The organism is Pseudomonas sp. B37(2017) (assembly GCF_002112885.1).
In the GTDB taxonomy this organism is placed as follows: Bacteria; Pseudomonadota; Gammaproteobacteria; order Pseudomonadales; family Pseudomonadaceae; genus Aquipseudomonas; species Aquipseudomonas paraglycinae.
Genome location: NZ_NEIX01000005.1, coordinates 109677 through 136278 on the forward strand (window position 1 = coordinate 109677; position 26602 = coordinate 136278).

Consider the following 26602-nt stretch of genomic DNA (forward strand, 5'->3'; position numbering starts at 1 on the left):
TCGCAACCTACCTCACTACAAAGGGGTTTGTGTAGCGATGGCCTCATCATTTATGCATCGGATCGTCCCAGAACGGCCGAATCGCTTCGTGCTCGACATCGGCACGGCTGACCCCGATGTCCTTCAACGCTTCGTCGCTCAGACTGGCAAGCAACTCGCGTTCGCGGTGAAGTTCGTACCAGCGGCTAAACTTGTGCAGCAGATCGGAAATCAGATGGACCGGCACTCTTTCATCGCTCACATACAGTTTTTGACCTTTCATCGTGTTGCCCTCCTTTAGGGATGGCTCAAGTCTCGCGCCGGGGCTACGATCAATCCAACGAATGTTTCTGATGGCATGCATCACGGAGATTCATCAATTGTCGGCTTACCCGAGTATCGATACCGATGTCCTGCGCACCTTTGTCGCGATTGCCGATCAGGGCGGTTTCACCCGCGCCGGCGAAATGGTCAACCGTACCCAATCGGCGGTGAGCATGCAGATGAAGCGTCTGGAAGAGGACGTGTTGCAGCGCCAGTTGTTCGAGCGCGACGGGCGTCAGGTGCGCCTGACCGCCGAGGGCCAGGTGTTACTCGGCTATGCGCGGCGCATCCTGAAATTGCACAGCGAAGTGTTCAACACCCTGCGCGAGCCGCACATGGTCGGCACGGTGCGGATCGGCACGCCGGACGATTACGTGATGCGGTTCCTGCCGGGGATCCTGTCGCGCTTCGCCCAGTTCTATCCGCTGATCCAGATTGAAGTGCACTGCGAGTCGACCAAACAGTTGCTGCAGCGCACGGATCTGGATCTGTCGATCGTCACCCGCGAACCGGGCAATGAAATCGGCCAACTGCTGCGCAAAGAGCGTTTCGTCTGGGCCGAGGCGCAGAATTTCAGCGCCCACGAGCAGACGCCGTTGCCGCTGGCGATGTTCAACAGTGATTGTTTCTGCCGCTTGTGGGCCTGCAATGCGCTGGACGCGATGGGCCGCGAATACCGGATCGCCTACAACAGCACCAGCCTGTCGGCGTTGATGGCGGTGGTGAGCGCGGGTCTGGCGATCACCGCACAACTGGAAAGCCTGATCACCCCGGACCTGCGGATTCTCGGCGCCGCCGAAGATCTGCCGCTGTTGCCCGAGGCCAGCATCATGCTGATCCGCAATCTCAACAATCCGTCGCCGATCACTGAATGCCTGGCCGAGCACATCGTCGAAGGCTTCAAACTTTAAAGGCGAGCATCACCGCGCACAGTACCAGGAACCCGCAGAACAGCCCGCGCAGGAGTTTTTCCGGCATCGCGTGGGCCACTTTCACGCCCCAGCTGATGCTGGCCAGACCGCCGATGGCCAGCGGCAGGCCGATCATCCAGTCCACTTCGTGGTGCACCGCGTACGTCACCAGCGTGACGCCGGTACTCGGCAGCGCCAATGCCAGCGACAGCCCCTGAGCGACCACCTGAGTGGTGCCGAACAGACTGGTCAGCACCGGCGTCGCCACCACCGCCCCGCCGACACCGAACAAGCCGCCCATGGTGCCCGACGCCGCGCCGAGCACGCCCAGCCACGGCCACGAATAACGCATCTCGGAAGTCGCTGCCGGACGCGCGCCAAACATGCGCACCAGGTTGTAGGCCGACAACGCCACGAGGAACGCGACAAACCCGATGCGCATGGTTTGCGCGTCGATGCCCACGGCCCAGATCGAGCCGATCCACGCGAAACAGAATCCCATCACTGCCAGCGGCAACGCATGGCGGAGTTCGATGCGGTTGCGCTGATGATAACGCCACAGCGCCAGCATCACGTTCGGCACCACCATCACCAGCGCCGTGCCTTGGGCTATCTGCTGATCGAGCCCGAACCACACGCCCAGCAGCGGAATGGCGATCAAGCCACCACCGATGCCGAAGATCCCACCCAGCGTGCCGAGGGCGGCGCCAAACAACAGGTACAGCAAAAACTCGATCACAGCAGAATTCCTCATACGTCAGGCGACTCATCCTACGCAGTCGGCGCTGGCACGGAAACGCACAGCAACGCACAATGGCTGTGCCAAATCCGCATAGGCACTGAGCTGATTTATGAATCCCAATCAATTGACCGACCAACTGGGGTTGTTTCTCGATGTACTCGAGAGCGGCAGCTTTTCTGCGGCTTCGCGCCGGCATCCGCTGACGCCCTCTGCCGTTGCCCGGCGCATTGACAGTCTCGAAAGCGCGGTCGGCAGCCAGTTGTTCATACGCAGCACTCACGCGGTGCGCGCCACGCCGGCCGGCCTGGCGTTTGCCGAACGGGCGCGACGGATCGTTGCCGAACTGCAACTGGCACGGGCTGAAGCGGTGTCCCTGAGCAGCGCGCCGGAAGGTCTGATTCGGGTCGATGCGCCGGCAGCGTTCGGGCGTCGGCATCTGGCGCCGGTGATTGCCGATTTTCTGGTGCTATATCCGGGCCTCGATGTGCAACTGCATCTGATCGACAGCTTCGTCGATATGGACGGTTCGAACCTGGGCAAGGTCGATCTGGTGTTGCGCGCCGGGCAAATGGCTGACACCCGGTTGGTGGCCACACCGTTGGCGAGCATGGTGCGCATCGCCTGCGCCAGCCCCGATTATCTCAAGCGCCGGGGTGTGCCGAGCGAGCCAGCGCAATTAAGTGAACATGACGGTCTGGATTGGGATGGCCTCGCCCCGCCCTTCGCCTGGCGTTTCGAACAGGACGGGCAGATGCAATTGCACCGCCCGGCGCGGGTACGCATGAGCGCGAACAATGCTGAGGCGCTGGTTTGCGGTGCGCTCGCAGGACTCGGGATCGCGCATCTGCCGACCTGGCTGGCGAGCGAATACTTGTTACGCGGCGAATTGCTGCCGCTGTTCTGTGAAAACGGCCTTCCAAAACCGGAAAGCACCGGCATCTATGCTTTGCGACTGGAGCAACAGGCCAGTTCCCGCAGCCGCCTGCTGCTGGAATACCTCAAGACCCGGTTCAGCCCCGTACCGCCGTGGGATCTGGCCCTGCAACGGGAACTGGGCCGGCACTGACCGACTCGCCACCGGGCACAATTGTCTGGCGCATTAAAGATTCGAGCGCTAGATTCATCTGCATTACCGTTCAAGGCACCGACATGACCACCACCCGCGACACCACCGATCACTGCGAAGACCTGCTGCTCGACAATCAGGCCTGCTTCGCCCTGCATTCCACTTCGCTGATGATGACCAAGGTCTACAAGCCACTGTTGCAAGCGCTTGGCCTGACGTATCCGCAATACCTGGCGATGATGGTGCTGTGGGAGAAGGATGGTTTGACCGTCGGAGAAATCAGCACGCGTCTGCTGACCGATCCGGGCTCGCTGACCCCGCTGCTCAAGCGGCTGGAAGGTGAAGGTTTGCTCAGCCGAACCCGCAGCCGCGAGGATGAGCGGGTGGTGATCGTCGAATTGACCGAACAGGGCCGCGCCTTGGAAGACAAGGCCCGAACCGTTCCGCAATGCATCCTCGGTGCCAGTGGCTTCACGCTGGAGCGCCTGCAAAATCTGCAAGCCGAGTTGCAGGCCTTGCGCGGTCATTTGCAGGACAGCCTCGCTTAAGACTCCCCCTTCCCTGTGGGCGCAGCCTTGCGCCTGCGGGCGTATCGCCCGTTCGCTGCTAATCCCCGCAAAAAAATTTCCTCTCGTTTTTTCCTTAAAAAAACCTTCTATATCAAAAACTTGGGTTCACAGCTCGTCCTGATCCAAATGCCGATTACCGACTTCTTCAAAAATTTATCTTGCGCGCTAAATATTAGCGAAGTACATTTACCTCGCACCTAGTTAGCGCGCAAACAATTAGCGCAACATACACACTTAATGAGGCTCACATCATGCAAACTCTCTACACCGCAATCGCAACCTCCACTGGCGGCCGTGACGGTCGTGCGATCTCCAGCGACAACATCCTCGACGTCAAACTCGCCACTCCGAAAGAACTCGGCGGTGCCGGCGGCGCAGCCACCAACCCTGAGCAACTGTTCGCCGCCGGATACTCGGCCTGCTTCATCGGCGCCCTGAAATTCGTCGCCAGCCAGACCAAACGCAAAATCCCGGACGACGCCTCGATCACCGCTCACGTCGGCATCGGCCAGATTCCTGGCGGCTTCGGTCTGGACATCGACCTGCACATCAGCCTGCCGGGCCTGGAACAGGCTGACGCACAAAGCCTGGTCGACGCTGCCCACCAGGTCTGCCCGTACTCCAACGCCACTCGCGGCAACGTCGATGTGCGTCTGCACGTCACCGTGTAATCACTGACACTTCGGCCCGTACAGGAAATGAACATGAACACTTTCAGCAAAGTATTGACCGGTACCCTTCTCGCCCTGTCCATCCACAGTGCATTTGCCGGGGAGGTTGAACACAACACCCAGGCGTTTCTCGATGTGCTGAATGCTGGCACCGGCAAGCCGATGGAACAGCTGACACCCAAGGACGCCCGCGCCGTTCTGACCGGCGCGCAGTCCGGGGTCAAACTGACGCTGCCCAAAGCAGACGTCAGCGAGAAGACTATCCAGGTCGATGGCCAACCGTTGAGCCTGACCATCGTCCGGCCGGCCGGGGTCAAGGGCGAGCTGCCGGTGTTCATGTTCTTCCACGGCGGTGGCTGGGTGCTGGGGGATTTCCCGACTCACGAACGTCTGGTGCGGGATCTGGTGGTCGGCTCGGGTGCGGCGGCGGTGTTCGTCAACTACACCCCTTCGCCGGAAGCGCATTACCCGGTGGCGATCAACCAGGCTTACGCCGCGACCAAATGGGTGGCCGAACACGGTAAAGAAATCAACGTCGACGGCAAGCGTCTGGCGGTGGCGGGCAACAGCGTCGGCGGCAACATGGCGGCAGTCGTCGCCTTGATGGCCAAAGACAAAGGCACCCCGGCGATCAAATTCCAGGTACTGCTGTGGCCGGTGACCGATGCCAATTTCGACACCGGTTCGTATAACCAGTACGCCGAGGGGCACTTCCTCACCCGCAACATGATGAAGTGGTTCTGGGACAACTACACCACCGACGCCAACCAGCGGAACGAGATCTACGCCTCGCCGCTGCGGGCCACGACCGCGCAATTGAAAGGTCTGCCGCCAGCGCTGGTGCAGACCGCCGGGGCCGACGTGCTGCGTGACGAAGGTGAAGCCTACGCCCGCAAACTCGACGAAGCCGGCGTGCCGGTGACCTCGGTGCGCTACAACGGCATGATCCACGACTACGGTTTGCTCAACGTGGTCAGCCAGGTGCCGGCAGTGCGTTCGGCGATGCTGCAGGCCTCGGAAGAACTGAAGCAGCACCTGAAGAAGTAATTTTCATCAGGCACAAAAAAGCCCGACTCAATGGTCGGGCTTTTTCTTTCCGCAAAAAGCAGTGCTTATTTGGCACGGCCTTTGTAGGAACCGCCTTCGCGGGTATCGATCTCGATCATGTCGCCGATTTCGATGAAGTCAGCAACCGACAGCTCGGTACCGTTCTTCAGTTTGGCAGGCTTCATCACCTTGCCGGAAGTGTCACCGCGAGCGGAACCTTCGGTGTAGTCAACCTGACGCACGATGGTGGTCGGCAGCTCTACGGAAACCAGACGGCCTTCGAAGAATACGGCTTCGCAAACGTCGGTCATGCCTTCTTCCACGAATGGCAGAACGCTTTCGATGTCTTCGGCGTTCAGCTCGTACATGGTGTAGTCGGTGGTGTCCATGAACGTGTAGGAGTCACCGCTGATGAAGGACAGGGTCGCTTCTTTGCGATCCAGGATCACGTCGTCCAGCTTGTCGTCCGCACCGTAAACGGTTTCGGTCTTGTAACCGGTCAGCAGGTTCTTCAGCTTGGTCTTCATGATCGCGCTGTTACGGCCCGATTTGGTGAATTCAGCTTTCTGAACCAGCCAAGGATCGTTGTCGATACGGATCACGGTACCGGGTTTGAGTTCTTTACCAGTTTTCATTGCGAATATCCGAATTTGGATGGGATTTACAAAAATCTAGGCCGCGTATCATATCCAATTTCGGTAAAACTGTACCAGCGCCGTCGCAAGATCCGCCTGCAAGGCCTGTTCCAGACACCACGCGCGGGCATTTTCCTGCAGTTCGGGCCAGTGTTTGCGGGCCTCAAGCCAGTGGTCGCCGATAGGCTGCCCGGCACTCCAGGCGCGCCATAGACCGTTCATCGCCTCGGCGGCAGCCGGCGAAAGACGTTTTGTGTAGAGCGCAAGGAAGGCGTCGAGCTTGTCGAGATGGATGTCTTCGTCCTGCTGATAGATGTGCCACAGCATCGGCCGCCCCGCCCATTGCGCCCGGACAAACGAGTCCTCGCCGCGCACCGCGTTGAAATCGCAGCACCAGAGCAATTGATCGTATTGATCCTGCCGGACGAACGGCAGCACTTGCACGGTCAGCGACTGACGAACATGCGTCGCCCCGACCGCCAGCGACTCTACCCCGAGCCAACGGGCGACATCACCGAGAATCCGCCCTTCCGGCACCAGCAGATGAGTGGGCGTCGAGTCCGCCGCGAGCACATCCAGCCAACTGGCGAGTCCGGCATTCTCGTAGGCAAATAGCGAGATCAGTTGCGCATCGGCTGCAGGAACGATCCCCAGACCGTGCAGGAATTGTCGCTGAGCCTCGGGATCCTGCTGAAACTGCTGACGCCGCTCCAGCAAACCGTTTTCACGCAACAGGCCACCGGTGCCCGGCTGGAACCCCGGAAAGAAAAAGTACTTCTGCACCGACTTGTACTTCACCGACGGCAATCCGTGGCAACCGACTACCCAGTCTTCCGCGCTGAGGTAGTCGAGGTTCATCCACAACGGCGGCTTTCCCCGTGCGGCCATGGCGTCCATGTAGACGCCCGGCAACTGGCAGGCAAACGCAGCGATCACCACGTCGGCCGCCTCCGCGTCCTGCCACTCGGCTGACCAGTGCCGGACTTCGACGCCCTGCTGCCATTGCTGATCGAGTCCGATGTCGATTTCCGGGCAAATGCGTTCGAAAGCGCGCAGGTCATCGACCCACAATCGCACCGTCATTGCCTGCTCGCTGACCAGTTGCCGGGCCAGACGCCAGGTCACGCCGATGTCGCCGTAGTTATCGACGACCGTACAAAAAATGTCCCAGCGGGTGTTCAGTGGCGGCATTCAAGGCTCCCGTTGGCAAAAGCGCCGATTGTCCGCATAAATGTCTCCATGCAGAAGAGCCGACGGCAATTAATCTTCGTGCGACAATCGCCACTCGCCCGCATTCATCCGCCAGGAGGCAGCCATGCCCTATCGTCCCAACCCGCGTCGCCCCTTGCCTGTTCAGCTTAGCGCGCTGCAATTGACCGGCAGCATTGCCCTGGGTCTGTGGCTGGGTTTCCTGGCCATTGCGCTGACCTGCTGGCTCGCTTCACGCTTTTTCTTCAATGAACAACTGGCGCCGGTTGCCCAGGCCGTGCAGCAACTGGCCAATCCACCCGCCGTCCGAGCGGTGCCGGACATTCCGCCGCAGAGCCCGTTGTTCGAGCAGTACGAAGAAAACCTGCGCAAGAACGAGCAACAGGCACGCCTGGATCAGGCGCGTGGCAGCACACGTAATCTGTCGAACCCCAAATGCCAGTTCTGGCTGCAACAGGATCAGACGGCCCCGAGCGAAAAAAGCCGCGCCAACGTCCTGCAATTTTGCGATTGATCATGAATAAACAGACGGTTCACCAACTGATTCTCGACAAGCTGCGCGTCGACCTCGACATCGCCGAACGCGCGGCGCAAACCGCTTACGAAACCGCGACCCACGAAGAAAATATCGCCGAAAACAAGTACGACACGCTGGGTCTTGAGGCGTCGTATCTGGCGGCGGGCCAGGCGAAACGGGTCGAGGAAATTCGTCAGTCACTGGCGCTGTGCCAGAACCTGACGCTGCGTGCGTATGACGATCAGCGGGGCATTGAAATCGGCGCCCTGCTCGGTCTGGAAGACGAAAAGGGTCGTGAACAATGGCTGTTTCTGGCGCCGGATGCGGCGGGTCTGAAAGTCGACGTGGTGGGTCAGCCGATTACCGTCATCACCCCGCGCTCGCCGCTGGGCAAAAGCCTGCTGGGCAAGTTCGAGGGTGACGAGGTGGAGATTCTGGTGGCGGGCACCCGGCAACAGTTTGCTGTCACCGAGGTGCTGTAGACAGGGGCTTAGTGACCGGAACTTAGTGGACCGGCAGTTCGACGCCTTCGAACAGCTCTTCCAGTTCCTGCTTGTTGTGGCACTGAATGGCCTTGGCCATGACTTCGCGGGTCAGGTGCGGCGCGAACTTCTCGATGAAGTCGCACATGAAGCCTCGCAGGAAGGTGCCGCGACGGAAACCGATCTTGGTCACGCTGGACTCGAACAGTTCGCTGGCATCGAGCACCACCAGGTCGTTATCCAGTTTGGTGTCGACCGCCATTTTCGCCACGATGCCGACACCCAGGCCCAGACGCACGTAGGTTTTGATCACGTCGGCGTCGGCCGCGGTGAACACCACTTTCGGCGTCAGGCCGCGATGGCTGAAGGCTTCGTCGAGTTTCGAACGACCGGTGAAACCGAACACGTAAGTCACGATCGGGTATTCGGCCAGCGCTTCGAGGGTCAGCTTCGGCAGCTTGGTCAGCGGGTGGCCCTGAGGCACGACCACGCAACGGTTCCAGCGGTAGCACGGCATCATCACCAGATCGCCGAACAGCTCCAGCGCTTCGGTGGCGATGGCGAAATCGACGGTGCCGTCAGCAGCCATTTCGGCGATCTGCATCGGCGAACCCTGGTGCATGTGCAGCGCCACGTCCGGGTATTGCTTGATGAAGTTGCTGATCACCGGCGGCAGTGCATAACGTGCCTGGGTGTGGGTGGTGGCGATCGACAGGGTGCCTTTCTTCTCGTTGGAGAATTCCTGGGCGATCTGCTTGATGCTTTCGACCTTGCGCAGAATCTCACCGGCGGTGGTGATGATGCGCTCGCCGGCCGGAGTGACGCGGGTCAGGTGCTTGCCGCTGCGGGCGAACACTTCGACGCCCAGTTCGTCTTCCAGCAGGCGGATCTGTTTACTGATGCCCGGTTGCGAGGTGTAGAGGCTTTGGGCTGTAGCGGAAACGTTGAGGTCGTGGTGCGCCACTTCCCAGATGTAGCGCAATTGTTGAAGCTTCATATGAATCCCTCAAAGCAGGTAGACGCCACGGGCATCAGCGACGGTATATAACTATATTAATGGTTTGAAGAATAAATCTAGAACTTTTTTATCAAAGTGCCATTATTCCTGCTTCAGCGATCCTCCCGACGCCGACGCTCCACCAACGGCACCAGATAAACCGGCACCTTGGACAATTGCAGCAGCCGGGCTGCCGTTCGCCCCAAAGGTGTTTCCGCCCCGACCCCGTGGCTGTGACTTCCTACGATCAGCAAATCGACAGAGAGTTTCTGCACCTGATCGAGAATCACCTGTGACGGATCTCCCTGCAGTACCCGCACCGCGCGTATCCGCTGCAGGTCCTGCTCGCCCTCGTCCCCCAGTTCTTCACGAAAACTGTCGAGCACCCGCTGCTCGATATTGGCGATGACGGTTTTCAGACCCTGACTGTGAAATTCGTTCAACGCCTGTTCGTCGAGATAGCTCTGCAACACCGATTCGGCAAACAGCCCCATGGGTTCCACCGCGTGCACCACGTACAGATCGGCATTGAACGTTCGCGCCATTGCCAAGGCATGCTGCATCACTAACGGTGCGTACAGACCGAGGTCAGTGGCATACAGCATCGAACGAATCATATGACCTCCTCGCGTGCCAACATGGCGGAGATTTGATTCAGCTTAGCAGTGCCTTGGCGAGTACGACGTGCGACGCAACGTCTTGAACCACGTGGGCTTTAGACCGCCGGTTCGTTGCTGATGCCGTGGGGCACGTGACCGGTTGCCACGACTTCCCGGGCCAGCTCGCAGTGGCCGGCCTGATCGTCGAAAAACACGTCGGCGGCGAAGGCTTCGAGGAACGCCGATTTGGTCAGGCCACCGAGAAACAGCGATTCGTCCAGACGAATGTCCCACTCGCGCAAGGTGCGGATCACCCGCTCGTGGGCCGGCGCCGAACGCGCGGTGACCAGGGCAGTGCGGATCGGGCACTCCTCGTCGGAGAACTCGCGCTGCAACAGATTGAGCGCCGCGAGAAAGCCCTTGAACGGCCCGCCGCGCAACGGTTCGCGCGCGGATTCACGCTCCTTGGCCTGGAAGGCTTCGAGGCCACCGGATTGATAGACACGCTCCGATTCGTCGGAGAACAGCACCGCATCACCGTCGAAGGCGATGCGCAATTCATCGCTGGCCGCACGGCTGGCGCCGCCGGACAGAATGGTCGCCGCCGCGAAGCCGGCATCCAGTGCGGCGCGCACGTCTTCGGCATGAGTGGAGAGAAACAGGTCGCAACCAAAAGCCTTTAGATACGGATAAGGACTGCGCCCGCCGACGAACGCCGCACGGGAGATCGCCAGGCCGTAATGACCAATGGAGTTGAAAACGCGCAGGCCGGTGTCGGCACTGTTGCGCGACACCAGAATCACCTCGACCCGGGCGCGGCCGAGGCGACTGTTGAGGTTGAGCAGTTTTTCCACCAGCGGAAAGGCATCGCCCGGCGCAAGAATTTCGTCTTCGTGATCGATCTGATATTGCCGGTACGCTTCGACGCCACTCGACTCATATACCTTGTGGCTTTCGCTCAGGTCGAACAGGGCACGGGACGAGATCGCCAGCACCAGTTTGTCATCGATGTTCTTGGCCATGCCTTTCCCCCAAGTGCGACCGGTTTAAACGTTACGCCGGTCGATAAAGCTCAAAGTGCGATACAACGATTCGATTCGCGGCAACTCGCAGCCTGCCGCTTTTGCCGCCGCCAAAGGACGAGCGTAGATCGCCTCCAGCTCCAGCGGTCGTTTGTGCAAAAAGTCGTGGTACATGCTCGGCCAATAGTCGGGCATTTTCTCGGTCATCATGAACAGGTATTCGGCGTAACCGGGCGGCATGTCGTGACCGCAGGCCTTGGCGCCCTGCACCACTTCGGCCATCAGTGCCTGAATCAATGCGCGGCTGTCAGTGTCGGCCATCAACGGCGTGGTGCTGGCACCGAGCAACACCGAAAGGCCGTTGTAGGGAATGTTCCACACCAGCTTCTGCCAGCGCGCCTGATGCAGGTTCGGCATCGCCTGGGAGTCGAGACCGGCGGCGCGGAACAGGCCGGCGCCCTCCTCGACGATTGCCATGCGCGCCACATCATCCGGTGCCGGACCGCTGTGATACCCGACGTTCACCGCCCCCAACGCCTGGTGGGTGATCTGCCCCGGCCCTTCGCGGTGGACGCAGATCAGGCACAAACCGCCCAGCAAGTGCAGGGAGTCGGGCAGCAACGCCCGCAAGCTGTCTTCGACGTCGAGGCCGTTTTGCAGCACCAGTACTTTCGCATCGGGTTTGGCCGCCTGAATGATCGACGGCGCCAGCCCGGCATTGCTGGTGGTCTTGGCGCCGACCAGCAGCCAGTCGCAGGGCGGCATGTCTTCAGCTGACGAATAGGCCTGCACCTGGTTCAGCGTCAATGCGCCATGCACGGCACTGTCCACCTGCAAGCCGCGCTCGGCGACCGCGGAAAATTCACTGCGCAACAGAAAGTGCACATCGAACCCGGCCCGGGCCAGCATCACCCCGTAGAACCCTCCGATGGCGCCGGTGCCGATAATCCCCACCACCGGTTTGTTCACTGCTCCCATCACGGCAACTCCTCTGCAATTCGACCCAGCGCCTGCGTCACGGCTGCGTTCAGCTCATCGACGTTCAAGCGCGTGTGCACTGCCCCAAAGAACTCGCCGTCGCGCACCACAAACAGCGCCGGCAAATGAAAGACCTGATAACGCTCGACCAGTCCGCCGTTGTCACCAGCATCGATCCAGCACACGCGATCGACGGCCAGATCGAGCCCCGGCAACACTTCGCGGGCATAGCGGCAACTGGCGCAGCCGACGCTGGTGAAGATCACCAGTGAAACGCCGTTCATCGCCAGCAGCCGTTGGTCGGCGTCAAAATCGGTCAGCTGCGATTCGACCACTATACTGGGGGAAACAATGTCAAATGGCCGACACAGGGAGTCTGTGCTCATGGGACGGTTTATTCCTCATCCGGATGATGTGCCCGTTGAATTGACCCTGCTCACACCGGAGTGTATTTCGCGTCAACGGCTGCACACTATCAGCCTCGGCGGCATCGCTTGCAATTACCACCGTGCCTGGCGCCATGGCACCGCGCTGCAAGTGCGCATGCCGACCATCAATGCCGATTTCACCTATCCGGGCTATGTGGCCTGGTGCCTGCGTCGTAAAAAAGGTTATCTGGTGGGCATTGCGTTCACGGATGAGCAGACGCTGTTCAGCGCGCGAATGGGTGAGCAGGTGTGTCAGATCGAGCGCTATTGCCGAATCAACGATGCCCACGATGACCTGCAGGATATCCAGGCGCGAGCCCTGCAATGGGTCGAGCAGCACGCCGAAGAGTTCTCCCACGACAGCGTTCGCAAGGCTTTTGCGTAACCAGAGCTGGACTGAACAGTTACTTGCCCATTGTCTAGCAGGCGTCTAACGCGATAAGGTTCGGCTCCCCGACGCGCTTAAATCCGCTGTGCTCCGCCGCGCGGGGATCGCTGGCGGCCGGCACCCGTGACCTGACGAGTAAACGATGGCTGATTTACCGATCAACGACCTGAACGTCGCTTCCAACGAGACCCTGATCACTCCCGATCAGCTCAAGCGTGATATTCCTCTGAGCGACGCTGCCCTGCGCACCGTCACCAAGGGTCGCGAGGTCATCCGCAACATTCTCGATGGCACCGACCATCGTCTGTTCGTGGTGATCGGCCCCTGCTCGATCCACGACATCAAGGCTGCCCACGAATATGCCGATCGCCTGAAAGTGCTGGCGGCAGAAGTCTCGGACACCCTGTATCTGGTCATGCGCGTGTATTTCGAAAAGCCACGGACCACCGTCGGCTGGAAAGGCCTGATCAACGACCCGTACCTGGATGACTCGTTCAAGATCCAGGACGGTCTGCACATCGGTCGCCAGTTGCTGCTGGACCTGGCCGAGAAAGGCCTGCCGACCGCGACCGAAGCCCTCGACCCGATCTCCCCGCAGTACTTGCAGGACCTGATCAGCTGGTCGGCGATCGGCGCCCGCACCACCGAATCCCAGACCCACCGCGAAATGGCTTCCGGCCTGTCCTCGGCGGTCGGCTTCAAGAACGGCACCGACGGCGGCCTGACCGTGGCGATCAACGCCTTGCAGTCGGTTTCCAGCCCGCACCGTTTCCTGGGCATCAACCAGGAAGGTGGCGTGTCGATCGTCACCACCAAAGGCAACGCCTACGGTCACGTGGTACTGCGCGGTGGCAACGGCAAGCCGAACTACGATTCGGTCAGCGTCGCCCTGTGCGAGCAGGCGCTGAACAAGGCCAAGATCAAGCCGAACATCATGGTCGATTGCAGCCACGCCAACTCCAACAAGGATCCGGCCCTGCAACCGCTGGTGATGGAGAACGTCGCCAACCAGATCCTCGAAGGCAACCAGTCGATCATCGGCCTGATGGTCGAAAGTCACCTGAACTGGGGCTGCCAGGCGATCCCGAAAGACCTCGCCGACCTGCAATACGGCGTGTCGATCACCGATGCCTGCATCGACTGGTCCGCTACCGAAAACACCTTGCGCAGCATGCACGCCAAGCTCAAGGATGTCCTGCCGAAACGTCAGCGCGGCTGACAGCCGTTTCGCAGGCATAAAAAAACGCCGGGCATTGCCCGGCGTTTTTGTGTGTGCAGTGTGAGGTCAGTCAGATCTTGGCGGTGCGCCGCTGATGACGCTCCATGTAACGCTCCACGTAGGAGCACGATGGAATGACCGTGTAGCCCATTTCATCAGCGTACTGCAACGCCCGCTCGGTCAGGGCTGCCGCGATGCCTCGGCCACGCAAGGCGTTGGGCACGAAGGTGCGGTAGATATCCAGGGTCTGTTTCCCCAGATCCATATAGGTCAGGTAGGCACGATGACCGTCCACATTGGTCTCGAACTGATGACCAGCCTGGTCATGGTGGATGGACAACGCCTCGCTCATCACTACTCCTCGCGGGTCTCGAATTCTGACCCCTACCTTACCGATGTTTTCCCGGCGAAGGAACATCTACGCCACCCCGTGCCTGATGGACACCGAGAAGAACTGCACCGATCTCGCGCAACCCGAGCACGTATCAAATAGTAGGCACCATTGGCGAAAATGCTCAAGGTACGCTCGTCATCATGCAGATTGACGGGGCAGTTCCGGTGGACTCAGGGCCGGTTCGGGAGACAATCTTCCCGAGCCGAAAGGCTGAACATCGCCGGATGTTGAGACTTAAGACGAGCCCCCTGTTTTAAAGTCACCTCAACATGGACAAAGATATGCGAGGCGCTGCGCAAATTCGCAACAAAAGTGTGGACGAATCCATATAGACAGACTTTAGCCACTACCTGCAAAACAACCCGCGGCAACGGGAACTTTTTCTCATTAACTCGCTCATCTCGCGGCTTACAGCTGGATATTTTTTATACAACGCAGTTAAAAGTTGCTCGAAAAAGAATCAACGCCTACAATTTTTTTTGCTTCTTGCCTCACGTCAGTTTACTTACTACAAGTAATGGGTAGTATGTACGCCGGCTATTTCCTCAATCGGAGGAGACAGCCACTTAATTGAAAGTCCTTGAAGGGGAACACGATGAACAACGTTCTGAAATTCTCTGCTCTGGCTCTGGCCGCAGTTCTGGCTACCGGTTGCAGCAGCGCATCGAAAGAAACCGAAGCACGTCTGACCGCTACTGAAGACGCAGCTGCTCGCTCCCAGGCTCGTGCAGACGAAGCTTACCGTAAAGCTGATGAAGCTCTGGCTGCTGCTCAAAAAGCACAACAGACTGCTGACGAAGCTAACGAGCGTGCTCTGCGCATGCTGGAAAAAGCTAGCCGCAAGTAATAGTCCTTCGGGATTGTTATCAAGCCGACCCATTTTTTGGGTCGGCTTTTTTGTGCCTGCGGTTTTCTGCGGGCAATAAAAAACCCGCCGCTGCGCAAGCCTCGGCGGGTTTTGTCTTTCAGCTTATTGCTGCAGGTCGATCGGTGCGCTGGAGACCATCGGCGCCGAGGTGTTCGGCGTGCCGATTTCGGTTGGCAGGCCATCTTCGGCCGCCACCACATCACGCACCACATCCCAGTCCATGCGCAGGTTGTTGGTGATGTCTTCACGCTTGAGCATCGCGTTGATCACGGCGGTGTGCTTGTCGACCACCGACGGGTTGCCCTTGTCGTCGATCGGCGTGTGCGCTTCCAGGTAGATCTTGCCACCACTGCGACCGAACTTGTAGGCGTCGTTGAGGATTCGTACCGAAGTCCCCACCGGCACCATGCCGGCCATTTCCAGCACGTTGTTGTTGAACATGCGGAAGCAGCCGTGGCTGGTGCGCATGCCGATGCCGAACTTCTTGTTCGAGCCGTGGATCAGGTAGCCCGGCGTGCCCAGGGTGAACTTGAACGGACCCAGCGGGTTGTCCGGACCGGCCGGCACCACGTTCGGCAGCGGATCACCGTCGGCCGCGTGCTCGGCCTTGATCGAGGCTGGCGGCGTCCAGGTCGGATTCGGTGTCTTGGCGGTGATTGTGGTGTGCGCGATCGGCGAGCCCCAGCCTTCACGACCGATACCCAGCGGAAAGGTGTACACCACGTTCCGGCCTTTCGGGAAATAGTAGAGGCGGTATTCGGCCAGGTTGATCACGATGCCTTCACGCGGGCCCGGCGGCAGGATGAAGCGGGTCGGCAGAACGATTTCGGTGCCGGCACCCGGCAACCAGGCATCGACGCCCGGGTTGGCCGCGACCATTTCCGAATAACCCAGATCGTAGGTAGTGCCCAGATCGGCAAAGGTGTCTTCGTACTTGGCCTTGATCACCTGCACCTGGCCGATGATGTCTTCACCAGGCGGTGGCAGGGGAAACTCCAGTGCGGCAACGGGACCGGCCACACACAGGGCGGCAAGAGACAGGCAGCGGGTGACGGCAGGAAAACGCGGCAACATCCGGAGAATCCTTCGCAAGATCGACAAGGGTAATAAGAACGCGATTGTACACCGCGCCCAGAGAATTCGGGGAGATGCGCCGATGGGCTGGCATCACTCTTCATGATTGGCTGCCGCTCGCCCAAACTGCATTCAAAAGAATGGTTGCGCTTAAAGCTCGAAACGCAGCTCAGGCCAGATCGGCGACGTGCCGCGCTTCTGCGATTCGAGGATCGCCCGGCACAGCGAGCACAGGCGCTGATCCTGAAACACCCGGCGATCCACGCTCGACCAGCGCGGTTGCGCCGGCAGCAGACTGCCGCACAGGGTTCGGTCAGCCGAGCCACCGAGCTCCAGTTGACGGGTCACCAGATGCACTCGCACTTCCTGGCAGGCGAACAGATCCAGCTGTTCGTCAGGCTCGATCAGTTGGTAGGCAAACAGGGACCAGGCAGAACGCGGCATCGGGGGCTCCAAATTAGGGGGCGCCACATTAGCCGAAAGCCTGCCGCTAGAAAAGCCTCATAACAGCGGTTTTAGCGTCGGCCAGACATTTTCCAGCAACTTGCCCTGAGCCCCGGCCGCCGGGTGCAGACCGTCTGCCTGCATCAAGTCCGGATGCCCGCCCACACCGTCGAGGAAAAACGGCACCAGCGGGATTTTTTTCTCCTCGGCGAGTTTGCCGTAGACCTCGGCAAAGGCGTCGGTGTAGCGCTTGCCGTAGTTGGGCGGCAATTGCATGCCGAGCAACAGCACCTTGGCCCCGCTTTGACGGGAGCTGTCGATCATCGAAGCAAGATTTTGTTGCAATTGCGTCGGCGGCATTCCGCGCAGGCCATCGTTGCCGCCCAATTCAAGGATCACCAGTTCCGGTTTGTGCTCTGCAAGCAGCGCAGGCAGCCGTGCCTGGCCTCCGGCACTGGTGTCGCCACTGATGGACGCATTGACCACTTTGTCGTCAAAACCTTCGGTCTTGAGCCGCTGTTCGAGCAACGACACCCACCCCAGCCGGGTATCCAGTCCGAAACCGGCGCTGATACTATCGCCAACGATCAGGACTGTACCCGCCGCTGCGTTCTGGGCCATGCACATCAAGGCCAGGCCAGCACTCAAAAACCACACACGCATCGGATTCTCCATGGGCGCAAGCATTCTCACCGCGAAGAACCTTAGCAAAGTGGTTCCCAGCGCGGAAGGTGAACTGACCATCCTGCACGAACTCAGCCTGGAACTGAACAAGGGCGACAGCCTGGCCATCGTCGGCGCGTCCGGTTCCGGCAAATCCACCCTGCTGGGTCTGCTCGCCGGCCTTGACCTGCCGAGCAGCGGCGAAGTGACGCTCGCCGGGCAAGGCCTGAGCAATCTCGACGAAGACCAGCGCGCGCGCATTCGCGCCGAACACGTGGGTTTCGTCTTTCAATCTTTCCAACTGCTCGACAGCCTCAACGCCTTGGAAAACGTCATGCTGCCGCTGGAGCTCGACGGCCGCAAAGACGCCCGCAGCCGCGCCACCGAATTGCTGCAACGGGTCGGCCTCGGCCAACGCCTGACTCACTCGCCGCGCCAGCTCTCCGGTGGTGAGCAGCAGCGCGTGGCGATTGCCCGGGCCTTCGCCGCCGAACCGGACGTGCTGTTCGCCGACGAACCCACCGGCAACCTCGACAGCCACACCGGCGAGCGCATCAGCGACTTGCTGTTCGAATTGAACAAGGAACGCGGCACCACCCTGGTGCTGGTGACCCACGACGAACGCCTGGCCCATCGTTGCCGGCGCCTGATCCGTCTTGAAGCCGGCCTGTTGGTCGCCCCTCTGGAGCCTTGATGGCACGTCTGCCGCTGTTGCGTCTGTTCAGTCTCGCCCTGCGCCAACTGATGCGCGATGCCCGCGCCGGTGAACTGCGGGTGCTGTTTTTCGCCTTGGTCGTGGCGGTCGCGGCGAGTACCGCGATCGGCTATTTCGGCGCCCGCCTCAACGGCGCAATGATGCTGCGCGCCACCGAGTTTCTCGGCGCCGACCTGTCGCTCGAAGGCAGTTCGCCGGCCCGACCGGAACAGATCAGGAGCGGCACCGAGCTGCGTCTGGATCATGCGCAGGTGGTGGAGTTTTCCAGCGTCATCGCCACGGACAACGGCATTCAGCTCTCCAGTATCAAAGCCGTCGACCGCGCCTATCCGCTGCGCGGCGAACTGAAAAGCGCCCCCGCCCCTTACGCGACAGAAGAGGCCGGTGGCGAGCCGCAGCCCGGTGAAGCCTGGGTCGAAGCGCGCCTGCTGACGGCGCTGGACTTGAAGATCGGCGACAGCATCGACGTCGGCATGAAGACGCTGAAACTGACGCGAGTGCTGACTTACGAACCGGATCGCGCCGGCAACTTCTACAGCCTGACGCCACGAGTACTGATCAACCTTGACGATCTCGCCGCGACCGGCGTGGTGCAACCCGGCAGCCGGGTGAGTTACCGCGAACTCTGGCGCGGTGAACCGCAGGCGCTGGAAACCTATCGCCAACTGATCAAACCGGGGCTCGCCGCCAACCAGCGGATTCAGGATGCCCGCGACGGCAACCGGCAGATCGGCGGCGCGCTGGGCAAGGCCGAACGCTATTTGAACATGGCCAGTCTGGTGGCCGTGCTTCTGGCCGGTGTCGCGGTGGCGCTATCGGCCAACCGCTTCGCCAGCCGGCGTTTCGATGCCAGCGCCCTGCTCCGTTGCCTGGGTCTGTCGCGCCGGGAAACCCTGGTGCTGTTCAGTCTCCAACTGACGGTGCTCGGCCTGCTCGCCAGCCTCAGCGGCGCCCTGCTCGGCTGGCTCGCGCAATTGGGATTGTTTGCGCTGCTGCATGATCTACTGCCGACCGACGTACCGCCGGGTGGCTTGCTGCCGGCGCTGGCCGGCATCGGCACCGGGCTGGTGGCACTGGCCGGTTTCGCCCTGCCACCGCTCGCCGCACTGGGCCGCGTGCCGCCGTTGCGGGTATTGCGTCGGGACATGCTGCCGATTCCATCGAGCACCTGGATGGTCTATGGCGCGGCACTCGGCGCGCTCGGGTTGATCATGTGGCGCCTGAGTCTGGACCTGCTGCTGACGTTCGCCCTGCTCGGCGGCGGCGTGGTCGCCGCGCTGGTACTCGGCGGCTTGCTGCTGTTGCTGCTGCAAAGCCTGCGTCGCCTGCTCGCGCGTGCATCCCTGCCGTGGCGTCTCGGGTTGGGTCAGTTATTGCGCCACCCATTGGCGGCCGCCGGCCAGTCATTGGCTTTCGGGCTGATCCTGCTGTCCATGGCGTTGATTGCACTGCTGCGCGGTGAACTGCTCGACACCTGGCAGAACCAGTTGCCGAAAAACGCCCCCAACTATTTCGCCCTGAACATCCTGCCGGCCGACAAACAGGCCTTCACCGATCACCTGATCAATGTCTCGGCCCAGGCCGCGCCGTTGTACCCGGTGGTGCCGGGGCGGCTGATCAGCATCAATGGCGAAGCGGTGCAGCAGATTGTCAGCAAGGATTCGGCCGGCGACCGCGCCATCCAGCGCGACCTGAGCCTGACCTGGGCGGCGGATCTGCCGGCGGGCAACAAGATCACCGCCGGTTCGTGGTGGACCGGGCAACCTTCGGATGACGTTCCGGGCGTCTCGGTGGAAGGCAAGGTGGCCGAAAGCCTCAAGCTCAAGCTGGGCGATCACATGGTGTTCAGCGTCGGCGGGGTCAATCGCGAAGCGAAGGTCACCAGCCTGCGGGAGATCAACTGGGACAACTTCCAGCCGAACTTCTTCATGATCTTCCAGCCCGGCACCCTGAAGGATCTGCCGGCAACTTACCTGACCAGCTTCTATCTGGCGCCCGGTCACGATCAGCAGATTGTCGAGTTGTCGCGAACATTCCCGGCAGTGACCATCCTTCAGGTCGAAGCCCTCCTCGAACAGCTGCGCAGCATCCTCGCCCAGGTCACCTTGGCGGTGGAGTATGTGTTGTTGTTTGTGTTGGCGGCGGGAATGGCGGTGCTGTTTTCCGGGTTGCAGGCAACCCTGGATGAACGCATTCGCCAGGGTGCGCTGTTGCGTGCGCTGGGGGCCGAGCGGCAGTTGCTGATCAAGGCGCGACGGATCGAGTTCGGTTTGCTCGGCGCGGTCAGCGGATTGCTCGCGGCGATCGGTTCGGAAGTGGTGAGTCTGGTGCTGTATCGCTTCGCCTTCGACCTGCCGTGGCATCCCCATCCGTGGTTGTTGCTATTGCCGTTGATCGGCGCGGCGCTGATTGGTGGTGCCGGAGTGTTCGGCACGCGGCGTGCGCTCAACGCCAGCCCGCTGACAGTGTTGCGCGAGGGTTGATAGACTCCAGCCGTCTTAGTCAAAAGAAGTTGCCATGAGCCGTTATCGCCCTCCCCGCACTGCCGGCACCGCGCTGATCACCCCCGAAGGTGAAGCGCGGATGCGCGCCGAATTCCATGAGCTGTGGCACGTGCGCCGCCCGCAAGTGACGCAGTCGGTCAGCGAAGCGGCGGCTCAGGGTGATCGTTCGGAAAATGCCGAGTACACCTACGGTAAGAAAATGCTGCGCGAGATCGACAGTCGCGTGCGTTTTCTCACTAAACGCCTCGAAGCGTTGAAAGTGGTCAGCGAAAAACCGAGCGATCCGAACAAGGTCTACTTCGGCGCGTGGGTGACCATCGAAGACGAGGACGGCAAACAGTCGCGCTATCGGATCGTCGGCCCGGACGAACTGGACCTGAAACTCGGCCTGATCAGCATCGACTCGCCGCTGGCCCGCGCCCTGATCGGCAAGGCGCTGGATGCTGAAGTGCGGGTACAGACGCCGACCGGCGAACAGTTCATCTACATCGTGGCGATCGAATATCCCTGACGCTCAGCGCCGGGTGATCAGGCCTTGGCGTGCGACTCGGGTCAGTTGGCGAATCATTTCCGGCGCCTCTTCAAGGCTCGGGGCCTGAATGACGGCCAGATCGAAACTGTCATCGGCAAAACGCGCCAGCGACTCACCGTCTTCGACAAACTGGATCAGGAAGGCGGCAGGACCGCCGCTGCGACGTGGCCAGCCATCGAGATAACGCAACAGCGTCGGCTGATGTTTGCCGCCAAGCAGGATTTTCGGATTGCGCTGGGTGATGTGTGCCGTGATCGGCGCGGGACGTGCTGGAGGGCGTAGTGCATTCATCGTGTCGTGTCTCTGCCTCAAAAGTCTGCATGGCAGGTGAGAGGCAACACCGAACCAGCGCTTTAGCGGTATTTCGAAGCCCTGTTCCGGCTTCTGACGGCAACTGAAGAATAGTCACCTGGCGCCCCGCAAGTAGCTGTTTAAATCGGCGCATGAGCGGCATCGTAGAGAACGTGACCGGCCAGTGTCAAGAATCAGCCGCAACAAAAAAGGCCCGCACAATGCGGGCCTTTTGCTTGAGCCAGAGCCTTCAACCGGCGATGGCGCGATCCACCGAAAGCTTGCCGGCGCCTTCGATCAGCACCGCGAGGCTGCCACCGAGCAGGGCCAGGGCGAACTCGTAACCGTTGTTGGCCATGAACAGACCGTTGCTGATGTGCACGGTGAAGATCGCCACCAGCGACAGGAAGGTCAGACCCAATGCCGCCGGGCGAACCAGCAGGCCGATGATCAGCGCCAGACCGGCGAAGAACTCGGTACCGCCGGCCAGAGTGGCCATCAGGTAACCCGGGGTCAGGCCGATGCTTTCCATGTATTGCGCAGTGCCCGCCAAGCCATAGCCACCGAACAGGCCGAAGAGCTTCTGCGAGCCGTGGGCGGCGAAGATCACGCCGACGGCAATGCGCAGAATGGTCAGACCGTAGCCGGCGCGAGTGAACAGAACCTTGTTGATCAGAGAGCTCATGTTGCGTTTCCTTGTTGTCAGAAGTGCTTGTTGGTTGGCCGCTATATTAATCAGTTAATTTCATGTTAAAAGCGCAAAAATTCCGCCATAACAATCAACTTATTAGATCATTTGCGTGAGACCACTTTCTGCCCCCGGGGCTCCAACGACTCCCGCTCCCGGTCGAACGCCAAGTAATACTTGTTCACGCTATTAACATAGCTGACGGCCCCCATTCCCACCTGCTCCATGGCGATACGCTCGACCTGGAAGAACCATTGATTGGGATTCAGGCCGCGACGCCGCGCCTCGGCGCGCATGCCTTGCACCCGCTCCGGACCGATGTTGTAGGCGGCCAGGGTGAACGCCATGCGCTCGCGCTCATTGAGTTTCGGGCTGTTGAAGAACTTGCGGCGGATCATCGCCAGGTACTTGGCCCCGGCCTGCACATTTGCATCGAGATTCTGGATATTGTTGACGCCGACTCGCTGCGCGGCGGACGGCGTGATCTGCATCAGCCCGGTCGGGCCGCTGCCGCTGCGCGCGTTGGGCTGTAGCGCCGACTCCTTGAAGGCCAGCGCCGCCAGGTTGAGCCAGTCCATGTTTTGCGCTTCGGCGTGCTTCTGCAGGGTCGGGCGCAGTTTCTCCAGGCGCTGACGGTCAGCCTTGGCCAACGGATAGTGCACTTGATACAGGCGGCGGTAGATCCGCAGGAACGCTGCATCTTCGTTCGACGGTTTTTTGTAGCCGGTCAGGAAGCGGTCGATGCTGGCCCGCAACATCGACGCATCACGGCGCACGAACCAGTATTCCTCGCCCGGTTCGCTGATCATCACCTGACGGTCGAAACGCAGCTTGGGCAGGATCTTGCCCCACCGCTCGGCGATCGGTTGCTCGACGATGGTCAGGTGGAAGATCCCGCCCTGAACCATTTCCAGCACATCCTCGACCGCCAGCGTTGGATCGACCCATTCGATCTTGATCGGCGCCAGTTTATGCAGCGCCAGTTTCTGGTTGAGCTGACTGACCGCCTCCCCCGCCGCACTGCCAGTGGGCAGCGCCAGGGTTTTGCCGGCGAGTTGCTCGACCTTGGTGTAGCGTTTTTCACCCTTGATGCCGACCAGCACCAGCGGCACGTTGCTGGCAATCGGCTCGCTACTGGCGACCGCGTGGCCCGGTTGCAACTCGAGCAGTTCGCCTGGCGCAACAAGATCGCCTTCGCCACGCTGCAGCGCGCCGAGCAGTTGATCCTTGGCTTTGGGGATGATCTTGAGGGTGATTTCCTGGCCGTCGCGAGCGTGGCCATTGAGGTATTGCTCGAAGGCGCGCAGGCGGTGGTATTCGATGCCGATCGCCTGGCCCTGGACTTCGCCGGAGCTGTTGCGGCTCTGGTTGACCAGCACCCGCAAGACGCGGCTGCTGCGGATTTCGGTCAGGTCGCGAACCTTGGCGGCCGGCACGGCTTGCAGCGGCCCGGGCAGCCGCGCGACCGCCGTCATCGGCAGCAGCAGCGAACCACACAGCAGGAGCAAAACCGAGGGACGAACCATCCACTCTCCGGAAAGAATACGGGGCGTTTTCACCGCTGAGCGGTCGCAAAACACCGACGAAAACAGAGCGCCTGGAGCGCTGATAAAGTGCGAGAGACTGGCACAGTGATGGCAACTCTGCCACCCCAGCCTGCCTCGCGGCCTCAACAGACAGCCATAAGCCGTTGTAGTTCTTGGCTTTTCTTATAAATCTACAGCTCTGATATGCTTTCCGGCCTTCGGCCCGAGGTAGCACCATGCAACTCATCGATATCGGCGTCAACCTGACCAACCCCAGTTTCGCCGACAAACACCAGGCCGTGCTCGACCGCGCCTACGCTGCCGGGGTCTGCCAACTGGTGCTGACCGGCACCAGCGTCGAAGGCAGCGAACAGGCGCTGGAGCTATGCCAGCAACTGGATCCGGACGGCCAGCGACTGTTCGCCACCGCCGGCATTCACCCGCATTCGGCCAGCGACTGGAACGCCGACAGCGTGCGGCGTCTGCGCAGTCTGTTGCAGGAATCGAACGTGGTAGCAGTGGGCGAATGCGGGCTGGACTTCAACCGCGATTTCTCGCCGCGCCCGCAGCAGGAAAAAGTCCTCGAAGAACATCTGGCGCTGGCCGCCGAACTGCAATTGCCGGTGTTCCTGCACGAGCGTGATGCGAGCCAGCGCCTGCTGGAAATCCTCCGTGACTTCCGCGACCGATTGCCCGCCGCCGTGGTGCATTGCTTCACCGGCGAGCAGAAAGCGCTGTTCAGCTACCTCGATATGGACCTGCACATCGGCATCACCGGCTGGATCTGCGACGAGCGTCGCGGCACCCATTTGCATCCGCTGGTGAAGGAGATCAAGCGCGGTCGCCTGATGCTGGAAAGCGATGCGCCATATCTGCTGCCACGCACATTGCGACCGAAGCCGAAGAACGGGCGCAACGAGCCGGCTTATCTGACCGAAGTGCTGCGTGAAGTGGCGCTGCATCGAGGCGAAACCGAAGTGGATCTGGCGGCCCACACCACCGCCTGCGCCCGAGCGTTTTACGGTTTGCCAGCCCTTTCCTAAGCCCATGCGAATGCATCACTTGTTGATGCACATCAAGATCCGGCCACCTGCGTAGCGGCACAATAATGGCACCTTGCCAAAACTGTTTCCGCTATCAGAGAAGACCTCCATGGGTGCCTGGCTTAGCAATATCTCGCTGAAATACAAATTCTGGGCGGTCAACGCGGTCGCCTTTGTCACCACGTTGTTGCTGGTGCTGTACGCCGTGCAGCTCGAACAACAGGCCCGCAGCCACGCCGCGCAAACCTCGGCCCAGGCCCAGGCGCAATTGCTCAAGGCCTGGCCGGCCGGGCAAGCGCTGCCCAAATCCGATCAAGTGCTGACTTTCAAACGCGGCGAAGCGCCGCGCCTCAACGATCAACCGCTGCTGGAGATCACCGAGAGCAACGGCTGGATCGAGATCAGTCACTTGCCGTTGTTCGGTGAAAACCCGCTGCTCGGCGCCGAGGTCTTCAGCCGTGCCGATGGTCAGCAGGTCGCCGTGATCGCCTACGCCCCCAGCCTCAGCCAGGTGTTCGGCGAACGCTTCGCCAACTACGCGGTGGCGGTGTTCATCCTGATGCTGGCGATGCTCGGCGCTTCACAGTTGCTGATCCGCTTTCTGCTCAGTCAGCTGAACACCCTCAAGGACGTGATGCTGCACGTGGAGAAAACCGGCGACCTCGCCGCCCGGGTGCCGCTGGCCTGCAAGGATGAAGTCGGGCAGATGGCCAACGCGTTCAATGCGATGCAGGCCGGTTACCAGCGAGTGGTGACCACCGTGGCCAACACCGCGCGGCAACTCGACGTCGGCGCCGCGCGGCTGGCATCAAGCATGAACGAGGTGCGTCACGGCATGCTCGGCCAGCAGAGCGAAACCGATCAGGCCGCCACGGCGATCAACGAAATGACCGCAACTGTCTACCACATCGCCCAGCACGCCGGCGCCACGCGCGACCTGTCGCAGACCGCCGATGGCCTGGCTGGCAGCGGCCAGCAAGTGGTAAGCCGGGTGCAGACTTCGATTGCCGGCCTGTCCAGCGGCGTGCAGCAGACCGCCGAGATGATCCAGCGGCTGGCCGAGGACAGCCAGAAGATCAACGGCGTGGTCAGCGTGATCCACAGCATCGCCGAACAGACCAATCTGCTCGCGCTCAACGCTGCCATCGAAGCGGCTCGCGCCGGGGAAATGGGTCGCGGGTTTGCGGTGGTCGCCGATGAAGTGCGCAACCTCGCCAAGCGCGTGCAGACCTCCACCGATGAAATCACCACCATGGTCTCGGCGTTGCAGGCCGGCACCCGCGATGCGGTGGACTTCATGCAGGAGAGTTCGTACAAGGCCGATGACTGCGTGCAGCAGGCGCAAGAGGCCGGCGAAGCGCTGGCGGAAATCACCGGAGCGGTGGCGCAGATGCGTGAGAGCAACACGCAGATTGCGGTGGCGGCGGAGCAACAGAGTCAGGTTGCCGAAGAAATGAACCGCGCGGTGGTGAGCATTCGCGATGTCACCGAGAACACCGTGCAACAGACCGTGGATTCGGCGACCACCAGTAACGAGTTGGCGACGCTGGCCGGTGAACTGAACAAGGCGATAGGTCAGTTGAAGCTCTAGGGGGCAACATCAAGAATGGCCATTGTCCCTATCACTTCAATAGCCAACCTTGATTCGCCGCCCTCGCTGCCCGGGCCTATTCTTCAACCATGTACCAAACATGGATCGAGGAGCAGCAACATGGGCAAACGTCACCCCAACCTTCCCGCGTGGCAATGGCGCGCGTACCCGAACAACCATCAGCACCCGACCAATCTGGTGCTGCACCTGATTGCCGTGCCGCTGTTCATTGTCGCGTTTCTGTTGATCGTCTCGGGTGTGTTCAGCCTGAGTCTGGCCAGCGTGGCGATTGGTGTGATCGGCATTATCGCGGCGCTGGGTCTGCAGCGTCACGGTCACAGCCTGGAGGCGCAAGCCTCCGAGCCGTTCAGTGATCGCAAGGACGCCGTTTCGCGTCTGCTGGTCGAGCAGTTCCTGACGTTTCCGCGGTTCTTCCTCAGTGGCGGCTGGTTCCGCGCCTGGCGTGAACGCCATCGCCGCCATTGA

Annotated in this window: 32 protein-coding genes; 16 read left to right on the plus strand and 16 right to left on the minus strand. The window is 60.8% G+C overall.

The features are described 5' to 3' along the window. Window positions 1-46: 46 nt before the first annotated feature. Window positions 47-262, minus strand: coding sequence for a DUF1127 domain-containing protein (locus tag CAF90_RS14745; protein ID WP_085607148.1), 216 nt, complete (start codon window positions 260-262; stop codon window positions 47-49). 97 nt (window positions 263-359) lie between these two features. On the opposite strand from CAF90_RS14745, the gene CAF90_RS14750 reads away from it, so the two are divergent. Beyond that, the gene (locus CAF90_RS14750; protein WP_007955701.1) at window positions 360-1214 is read left to right on the plus strand and encodes a LysR substrate-binding domain-containing protein; all 855 of its coding nucleotides are present in this window, start codon (window positions 360-362) and stop codon (window positions 1212-1214) included. Here the strand turns inward: CAF90_RS14750 and CAF90_RS14755 are convergent. Next, window positions 1204-1953, minus strand: coding sequence for a sulfite exporter TauE/SafE family protein (locus CAF90_RS14755; protein WP_085744971.1), 750 nt, complete (start codon window positions 1951-1953; stop codon window positions 1204-1206). The genes CAF90_RS14750 and CAF90_RS14755 overlap by 11 nt on opposite strands. A gap of 112 nt (window positions 1954-2065) precedes the next feature. Here CAF90_RS14755 and CAF90_RS14760 point away from each other — a divergent pair, with 112 nt between their 5' ends. The 4 genes from CAF90_RS14760 to CAF90_RS14775 all read left to right on the plus strand — a co-directional run bounded on the left by CAF90_RS14760 (window position 2066) and on the right by CAF90_RS14775 (window position 5309). Then, complete coding sequence (locus CAF90_RS14760; protein ID WP_085607152.1) at window positions 2066-3022, plus strand: LysR family transcriptional regulator; 957 nt, start codon at window positions 2066-2068, stop codon at window positions 3020-3022. An 83-nt stretch (window positions 3023-3105) separates the two neighbouring features. Then, complete coding sequence (locus CAF90_RS14765; protein WP_085607154.1) at window positions 3106-3570, plus strand: MarR family winged helix-turn-helix transcriptional regulator; 465 nt, start codon at window positions 3106-3108, stop codon at window positions 3568-3570. Between the two features lie 272 nt (window positions 3571-3842). Next, window positions 3843-4262: an organic hydroperoxide resistance protein gene (locus tag CAF90_RS14770; RefSeq protein WP_034155242.1), complete on the plus strand. Its 420-nt coding sequence runs from the start codon at window positions 3843-3845 to the stop codon at window positions 4260-4262. A gap of 33 nt (window positions 4263-4295) precedes the next feature. After that, window positions 4296-5309 (plus strand): alpha/beta hydrolase, encoded by a 1014-nt coding sequence (locus CAF90_RS14775; protein WP_085607156.1) that lies wholly within the window; start codon window positions 4296-4298, stop codon window positions 5307-5309. Between the two features lie 65 nt (window positions 5310-5374). On the opposite strand, the gene CAF90_RS14780 is transcribed toward CAF90_RS14775, so the two are convergent. Together CAF90_RS14780 and earP are read right to left on the minus strand one after the other, a co-directional pair. Continuing rightward, window positions 5375-5944 carry an elongation factor P gene (locus CAF90_RS14780; RefSeq protein ID WP_007955690.1) on the minus strand — a complete coding sequence of 190 codons (570 nt, stop codon included), beginning with the start codon at window positions 5942-5944 and terminating at the stop codon, window positions 5375-5377. A 48-nt stretch (window positions 5945-5992) separates the two neighbouring features. Next, window positions 5993-7135: an elongation factor P maturation arginine rhamnosyltransferase EarP gene (gene earP, locus CAF90_RS14785; protein ID WP_085607158.1), complete on the minus strand. Its 1143-nt coding sequence runs from the start codon at window positions 7133-7135 to the stop codon at window positions 5993-5995. A gap of 124 nt (window positions 7136-7259) precedes the next feature. Between earP and CAF90_RS14790 the strand changes: the two genes are divergently transcribed. Both CAF90_RS14790 and CAF90_RS14795 read left to right on the plus strand, forming a co-directional pair. Next, window positions 7260-7667, plus strand: coding sequence for a hypothetical protein (locus CAF90_RS14790; RefSeq protein ID WP_085607160.1), 408 nt, complete (start codon window positions 7260-7262; stop codon window positions 7665-7667). 2 nt (window positions 7668-7669) lie between these two features. Continuing rightward, window positions 7670-8152: a GreA/GreB family elongation factor gene (locus CAF90_RS14795; protein ID WP_074687988.1), complete on the plus strand. Its 483-nt coding sequence runs from the start codon at window positions 7670-7672 to the stop codon at window positions 8150-8152. 22 nt (window positions 8153-8174) lie between these two features. On the opposite strand, the gene cysB is transcribed toward CAF90_RS14795, so the two are convergent. The 5 genes from cysB to CAF90_RS14820 all read right to left on the minus strand — a co-directional run bounded on the left by cysB (window position 8175) and on the right by CAF90_RS14820 (window position 12134). Beyond that, complete coding sequence (cysB, locus tag CAF90_RS14800) at window positions 8175-9149, minus strand: HTH-type transcriptional regulator CysB (protein ID WP_007955684.1); 975 nt, start codon at window positions 9147-9149, stop codon at window positions 8175-8177. Between the two features lie 113 nt (window positions 9150-9262). Continuing rightward, entirely contained in the window at window positions 9263-9766 is a 504-nt protein-coding gene (locus CAF90_RS14805) for a universal stress protein (protein ID WP_007955683.1), read from the minus strand. Window positions 9767-9864: 98 nt separating this feature from the next. Beyond that, the gene (locus CAF90_RS14810) at window positions 9865-10770 is read right to left on the minus strand and encodes a 5'-nucleotidase (RefSeq protein ID WP_007955682.1); all 906 of its coding nucleotides are present in this window, start codon (window positions 10768-10770) and stop codon (window positions 9865-9867) included. A 24-nt stretch (window positions 10771-10794) separates the two neighbouring features. Further along, on the minus strand, window positions 10795-11751 hold the full coding sequence (locus CAF90_RS14815; RefSeq protein WP_170929390.1) for a putative 2-dehydropantoate 2-reductase: 957 nt from the start codon (window positions 11749-11751) through the stop codon (window positions 10795-10797). After that, window positions 11748-12134, minus strand: a complete 387-nt coding sequence (locus CAF90_RS14820) for a co-chaperone YbbN (RefSeq protein ID WP_011335307.1) — start codon at window positions 12132-12134, stop codon at window positions 11748-11750. The genes CAF90_RS14815 and CAF90_RS14820 overlap by 4 nt, the downstream gene beginning before the upstream one ends. Between CAF90_RS14820 and CAF90_RS14825 the strand changes: the two genes are divergently transcribed. Further along, complete coding sequence (locus tag CAF90_RS14825; RefSeq protein WP_085607164.1) at window positions 12133-12561, plus strand: PilZ domain-containing protein; 429 nt, start codon at window positions 12133-12135, stop codon at window positions 12559-12561. The genes CAF90_RS14820 and CAF90_RS14825 overlap by 2 nt on opposite strands. Before the next feature lie 145 nt (window positions 12562-12706). Continuing rightward, window positions 12707-13783 carry a 3-deoxy-7-phosphoheptulonate synthase gene (locus CAF90_RS14830; protein ID WP_011335309.1) on the plus strand — a complete coding sequence of 359 codons (1077 nt, stop codon included), beginning with the start codon at window positions 12707-12709 and terminating at the stop codon, window positions 13781-13783. 70 nt (window positions 13784-13853) lie between these two features. Here CAF90_RS14830 and CAF90_RS14835 read toward each other — a convergent pair whose 3' ends face one another. After that, window positions 13854-14135 carry a GNAT family N-acetyltransferase gene (locus CAF90_RS14835; RefSeq protein ID WP_007955658.1) on the minus strand — a complete coding sequence of 94 codons (282 nt, stop codon included), beginning with the start codon at window positions 14133-14135 and terminating at the stop codon, window positions 13854-13856. A gap of 637 nt (window positions 14136-14772) precedes the next feature. Here CAF90_RS14835 and oprI point away from each other — a divergent pair. Beyond that, entirely contained in the window at window positions 14773-15024 is a 252-nt protein-coding gene (gene oprI, locus CAF90_RS14840) for an outer membrane lipoprotei OprI (protein ID WP_003183784.1), read from the plus strand. A 123-nt stretch (window positions 15025-15147) separates the two neighbouring features. Here oprI and CAF90_RS14845 read toward each other — a convergent pair whose 3' ends face one another. The 3 genes from CAF90_RS14845 to CAF90_RS14855 all read right to left on the minus strand — a co-directional run bounded on the left by CAF90_RS14845 (window position 15148) and on the right by CAF90_RS14855 (window position 17226). Beyond that, a complete protein-coding gene (locus CAF90_RS14845) occupies window positions 15148-16119 on the minus strand; it encodes a L,D-transpeptidase family protein (RefSeq protein ID WP_007955657.1) in 972 nt (323 codons plus the stop codon). Window positions 16120-16269: 150 nt separating this feature from the next. Next, on the minus strand, window positions 16270-16563 hold the full coding sequence (locus CAF90_RS14850) for a hypothetical protein (protein ID WP_007955656.1): 294 nt from the start codon (window positions 16561-16563) through the stop codon (window positions 16270-16272). Between the two features lie 57 nt (window positions 16564-16620). Beyond that, window positions 16621-17226, minus strand: coding sequence for an arylesterase (locus CAF90_RS14855; protein ID WP_007955652.1), 606 nt, complete (start codon window positions 17224-17226; stop codon window positions 16621-16623). A gap of 10 nt (window positions 17227-17236) precedes the next feature. Between CAF90_RS14855 and CAF90_RS14860 the strand changes: the two genes are divergently transcribed. The 3 genes from CAF90_RS14860 to greB are packed head-to-tail and all read left to right on the plus strand — an operon-like array spanning window position 17237 to window position 20956. Beyond that, a complete protein-coding gene (locus CAF90_RS14860; RefSeq protein ID WP_007955651.1) occupies window positions 17237-17920 on the plus strand; it encodes an ABC transporter ATP-binding protein in 684 nt (227 codons plus the stop codon). Continuing rightward, window positions 17920-20424 carry an ABC transporter permease gene (locus CAF90_RS14865; protein ID WP_085607166.1) on the plus strand — a complete coding sequence of 835 codons (2505 nt, stop codon included), beginning with the start codon at window positions 17920-17922 and terminating at the stop codon, window positions 20422-20424. Before CAF90_RS14860 ends, CAF90_RS14865 begins: the two co-directional genes overlap by 1 nt. 34 nt (window positions 20425-20458) lie before the next feature. Further along, a complete protein-coding gene (gene greB / locus CAF90_RS14870) occupies window positions 20459-20956 on the plus strand; it encodes a transcription elongation factor GreB (RefSeq protein ID WP_085607168.1) in 498 nt (165 codons plus the stop codon). A 3-nt stretch (window positions 20957-20959) separates the two neighbouring features. Here the strand turns inward: greB and CAF90_RS14875 are convergent, their stop codons facing one another. The 3 genes from CAF90_RS14875 to CAF90_RS14885 form a co-directional block, all read right to left on the minus strand. Further along, window positions 20960-21268: a hypothetical protein gene (locus CAF90_RS14875; protein ID WP_085607170.1), complete on the minus strand. Its 309-nt coding sequence runs from the start codon at window positions 21266-21268 to the stop codon at window positions 20960-20962. A gap of 250 nt (window positions 21269-21518) precedes the next feature. Beyond that, window positions 21519-21953, minus strand: coding sequence for a DoxX family protein (locus CAF90_RS14880; protein WP_007950955.1), 435 nt, complete (start codon window positions 21951-21953; stop codon window positions 21519-21521). 107 nt (window positions 21954-22060) lie between these two features. Continuing rightward, window positions 22061-23482, minus strand: a complete 1422-nt coding sequence (locus CAF90_RS14885; RefSeq protein WP_085607172.1) for a transglycosylase SLT domain-containing protein — start codon at window positions 23480-23482, stop codon at window positions 22061-22063. 236 nt (window positions 23483-23718) lie between these two features. Between CAF90_RS14885 and CAF90_RS14890 the strand changes: the two genes are divergently transcribed. The 3 genes from CAF90_RS14890 (at window position 23719) to CAF90_RS14900 (ending at window position 26602) form a co-directional block, all read left to right on the plus strand. Beyond that, the gene (locus CAF90_RS14890; protein WP_085607174.1) at window positions 23719-24525 is read left to right on the plus strand and encodes a TatD family hydrolase; all 807 of its coding nucleotides are present in this window, start codon (window positions 23719-23721) and stop codon (window positions 24523-24525) included. 109 nt (window positions 24526-24634) lie between these two features. Then, the gene (locus CAF90_RS14895; protein WP_085607176.1) at window positions 24635-26116 is read left to right on the plus strand and encodes a methyl-accepting chemotaxis protein; all 1482 of its coding nucleotides are present in this window, start codon (window positions 24635-24637) and stop codon (window positions 26114-26116) included. A gap of 120 nt (window positions 26117-26236) precedes the next feature. After that, window positions 26237-26602, plus strand: coding sequence for an Mpo1-like protein (locus CAF90_RS14900; protein ID WP_007950951.1), 366 nt, complete (start codon window positions 26237-26239; stop codon window positions 26600-26602).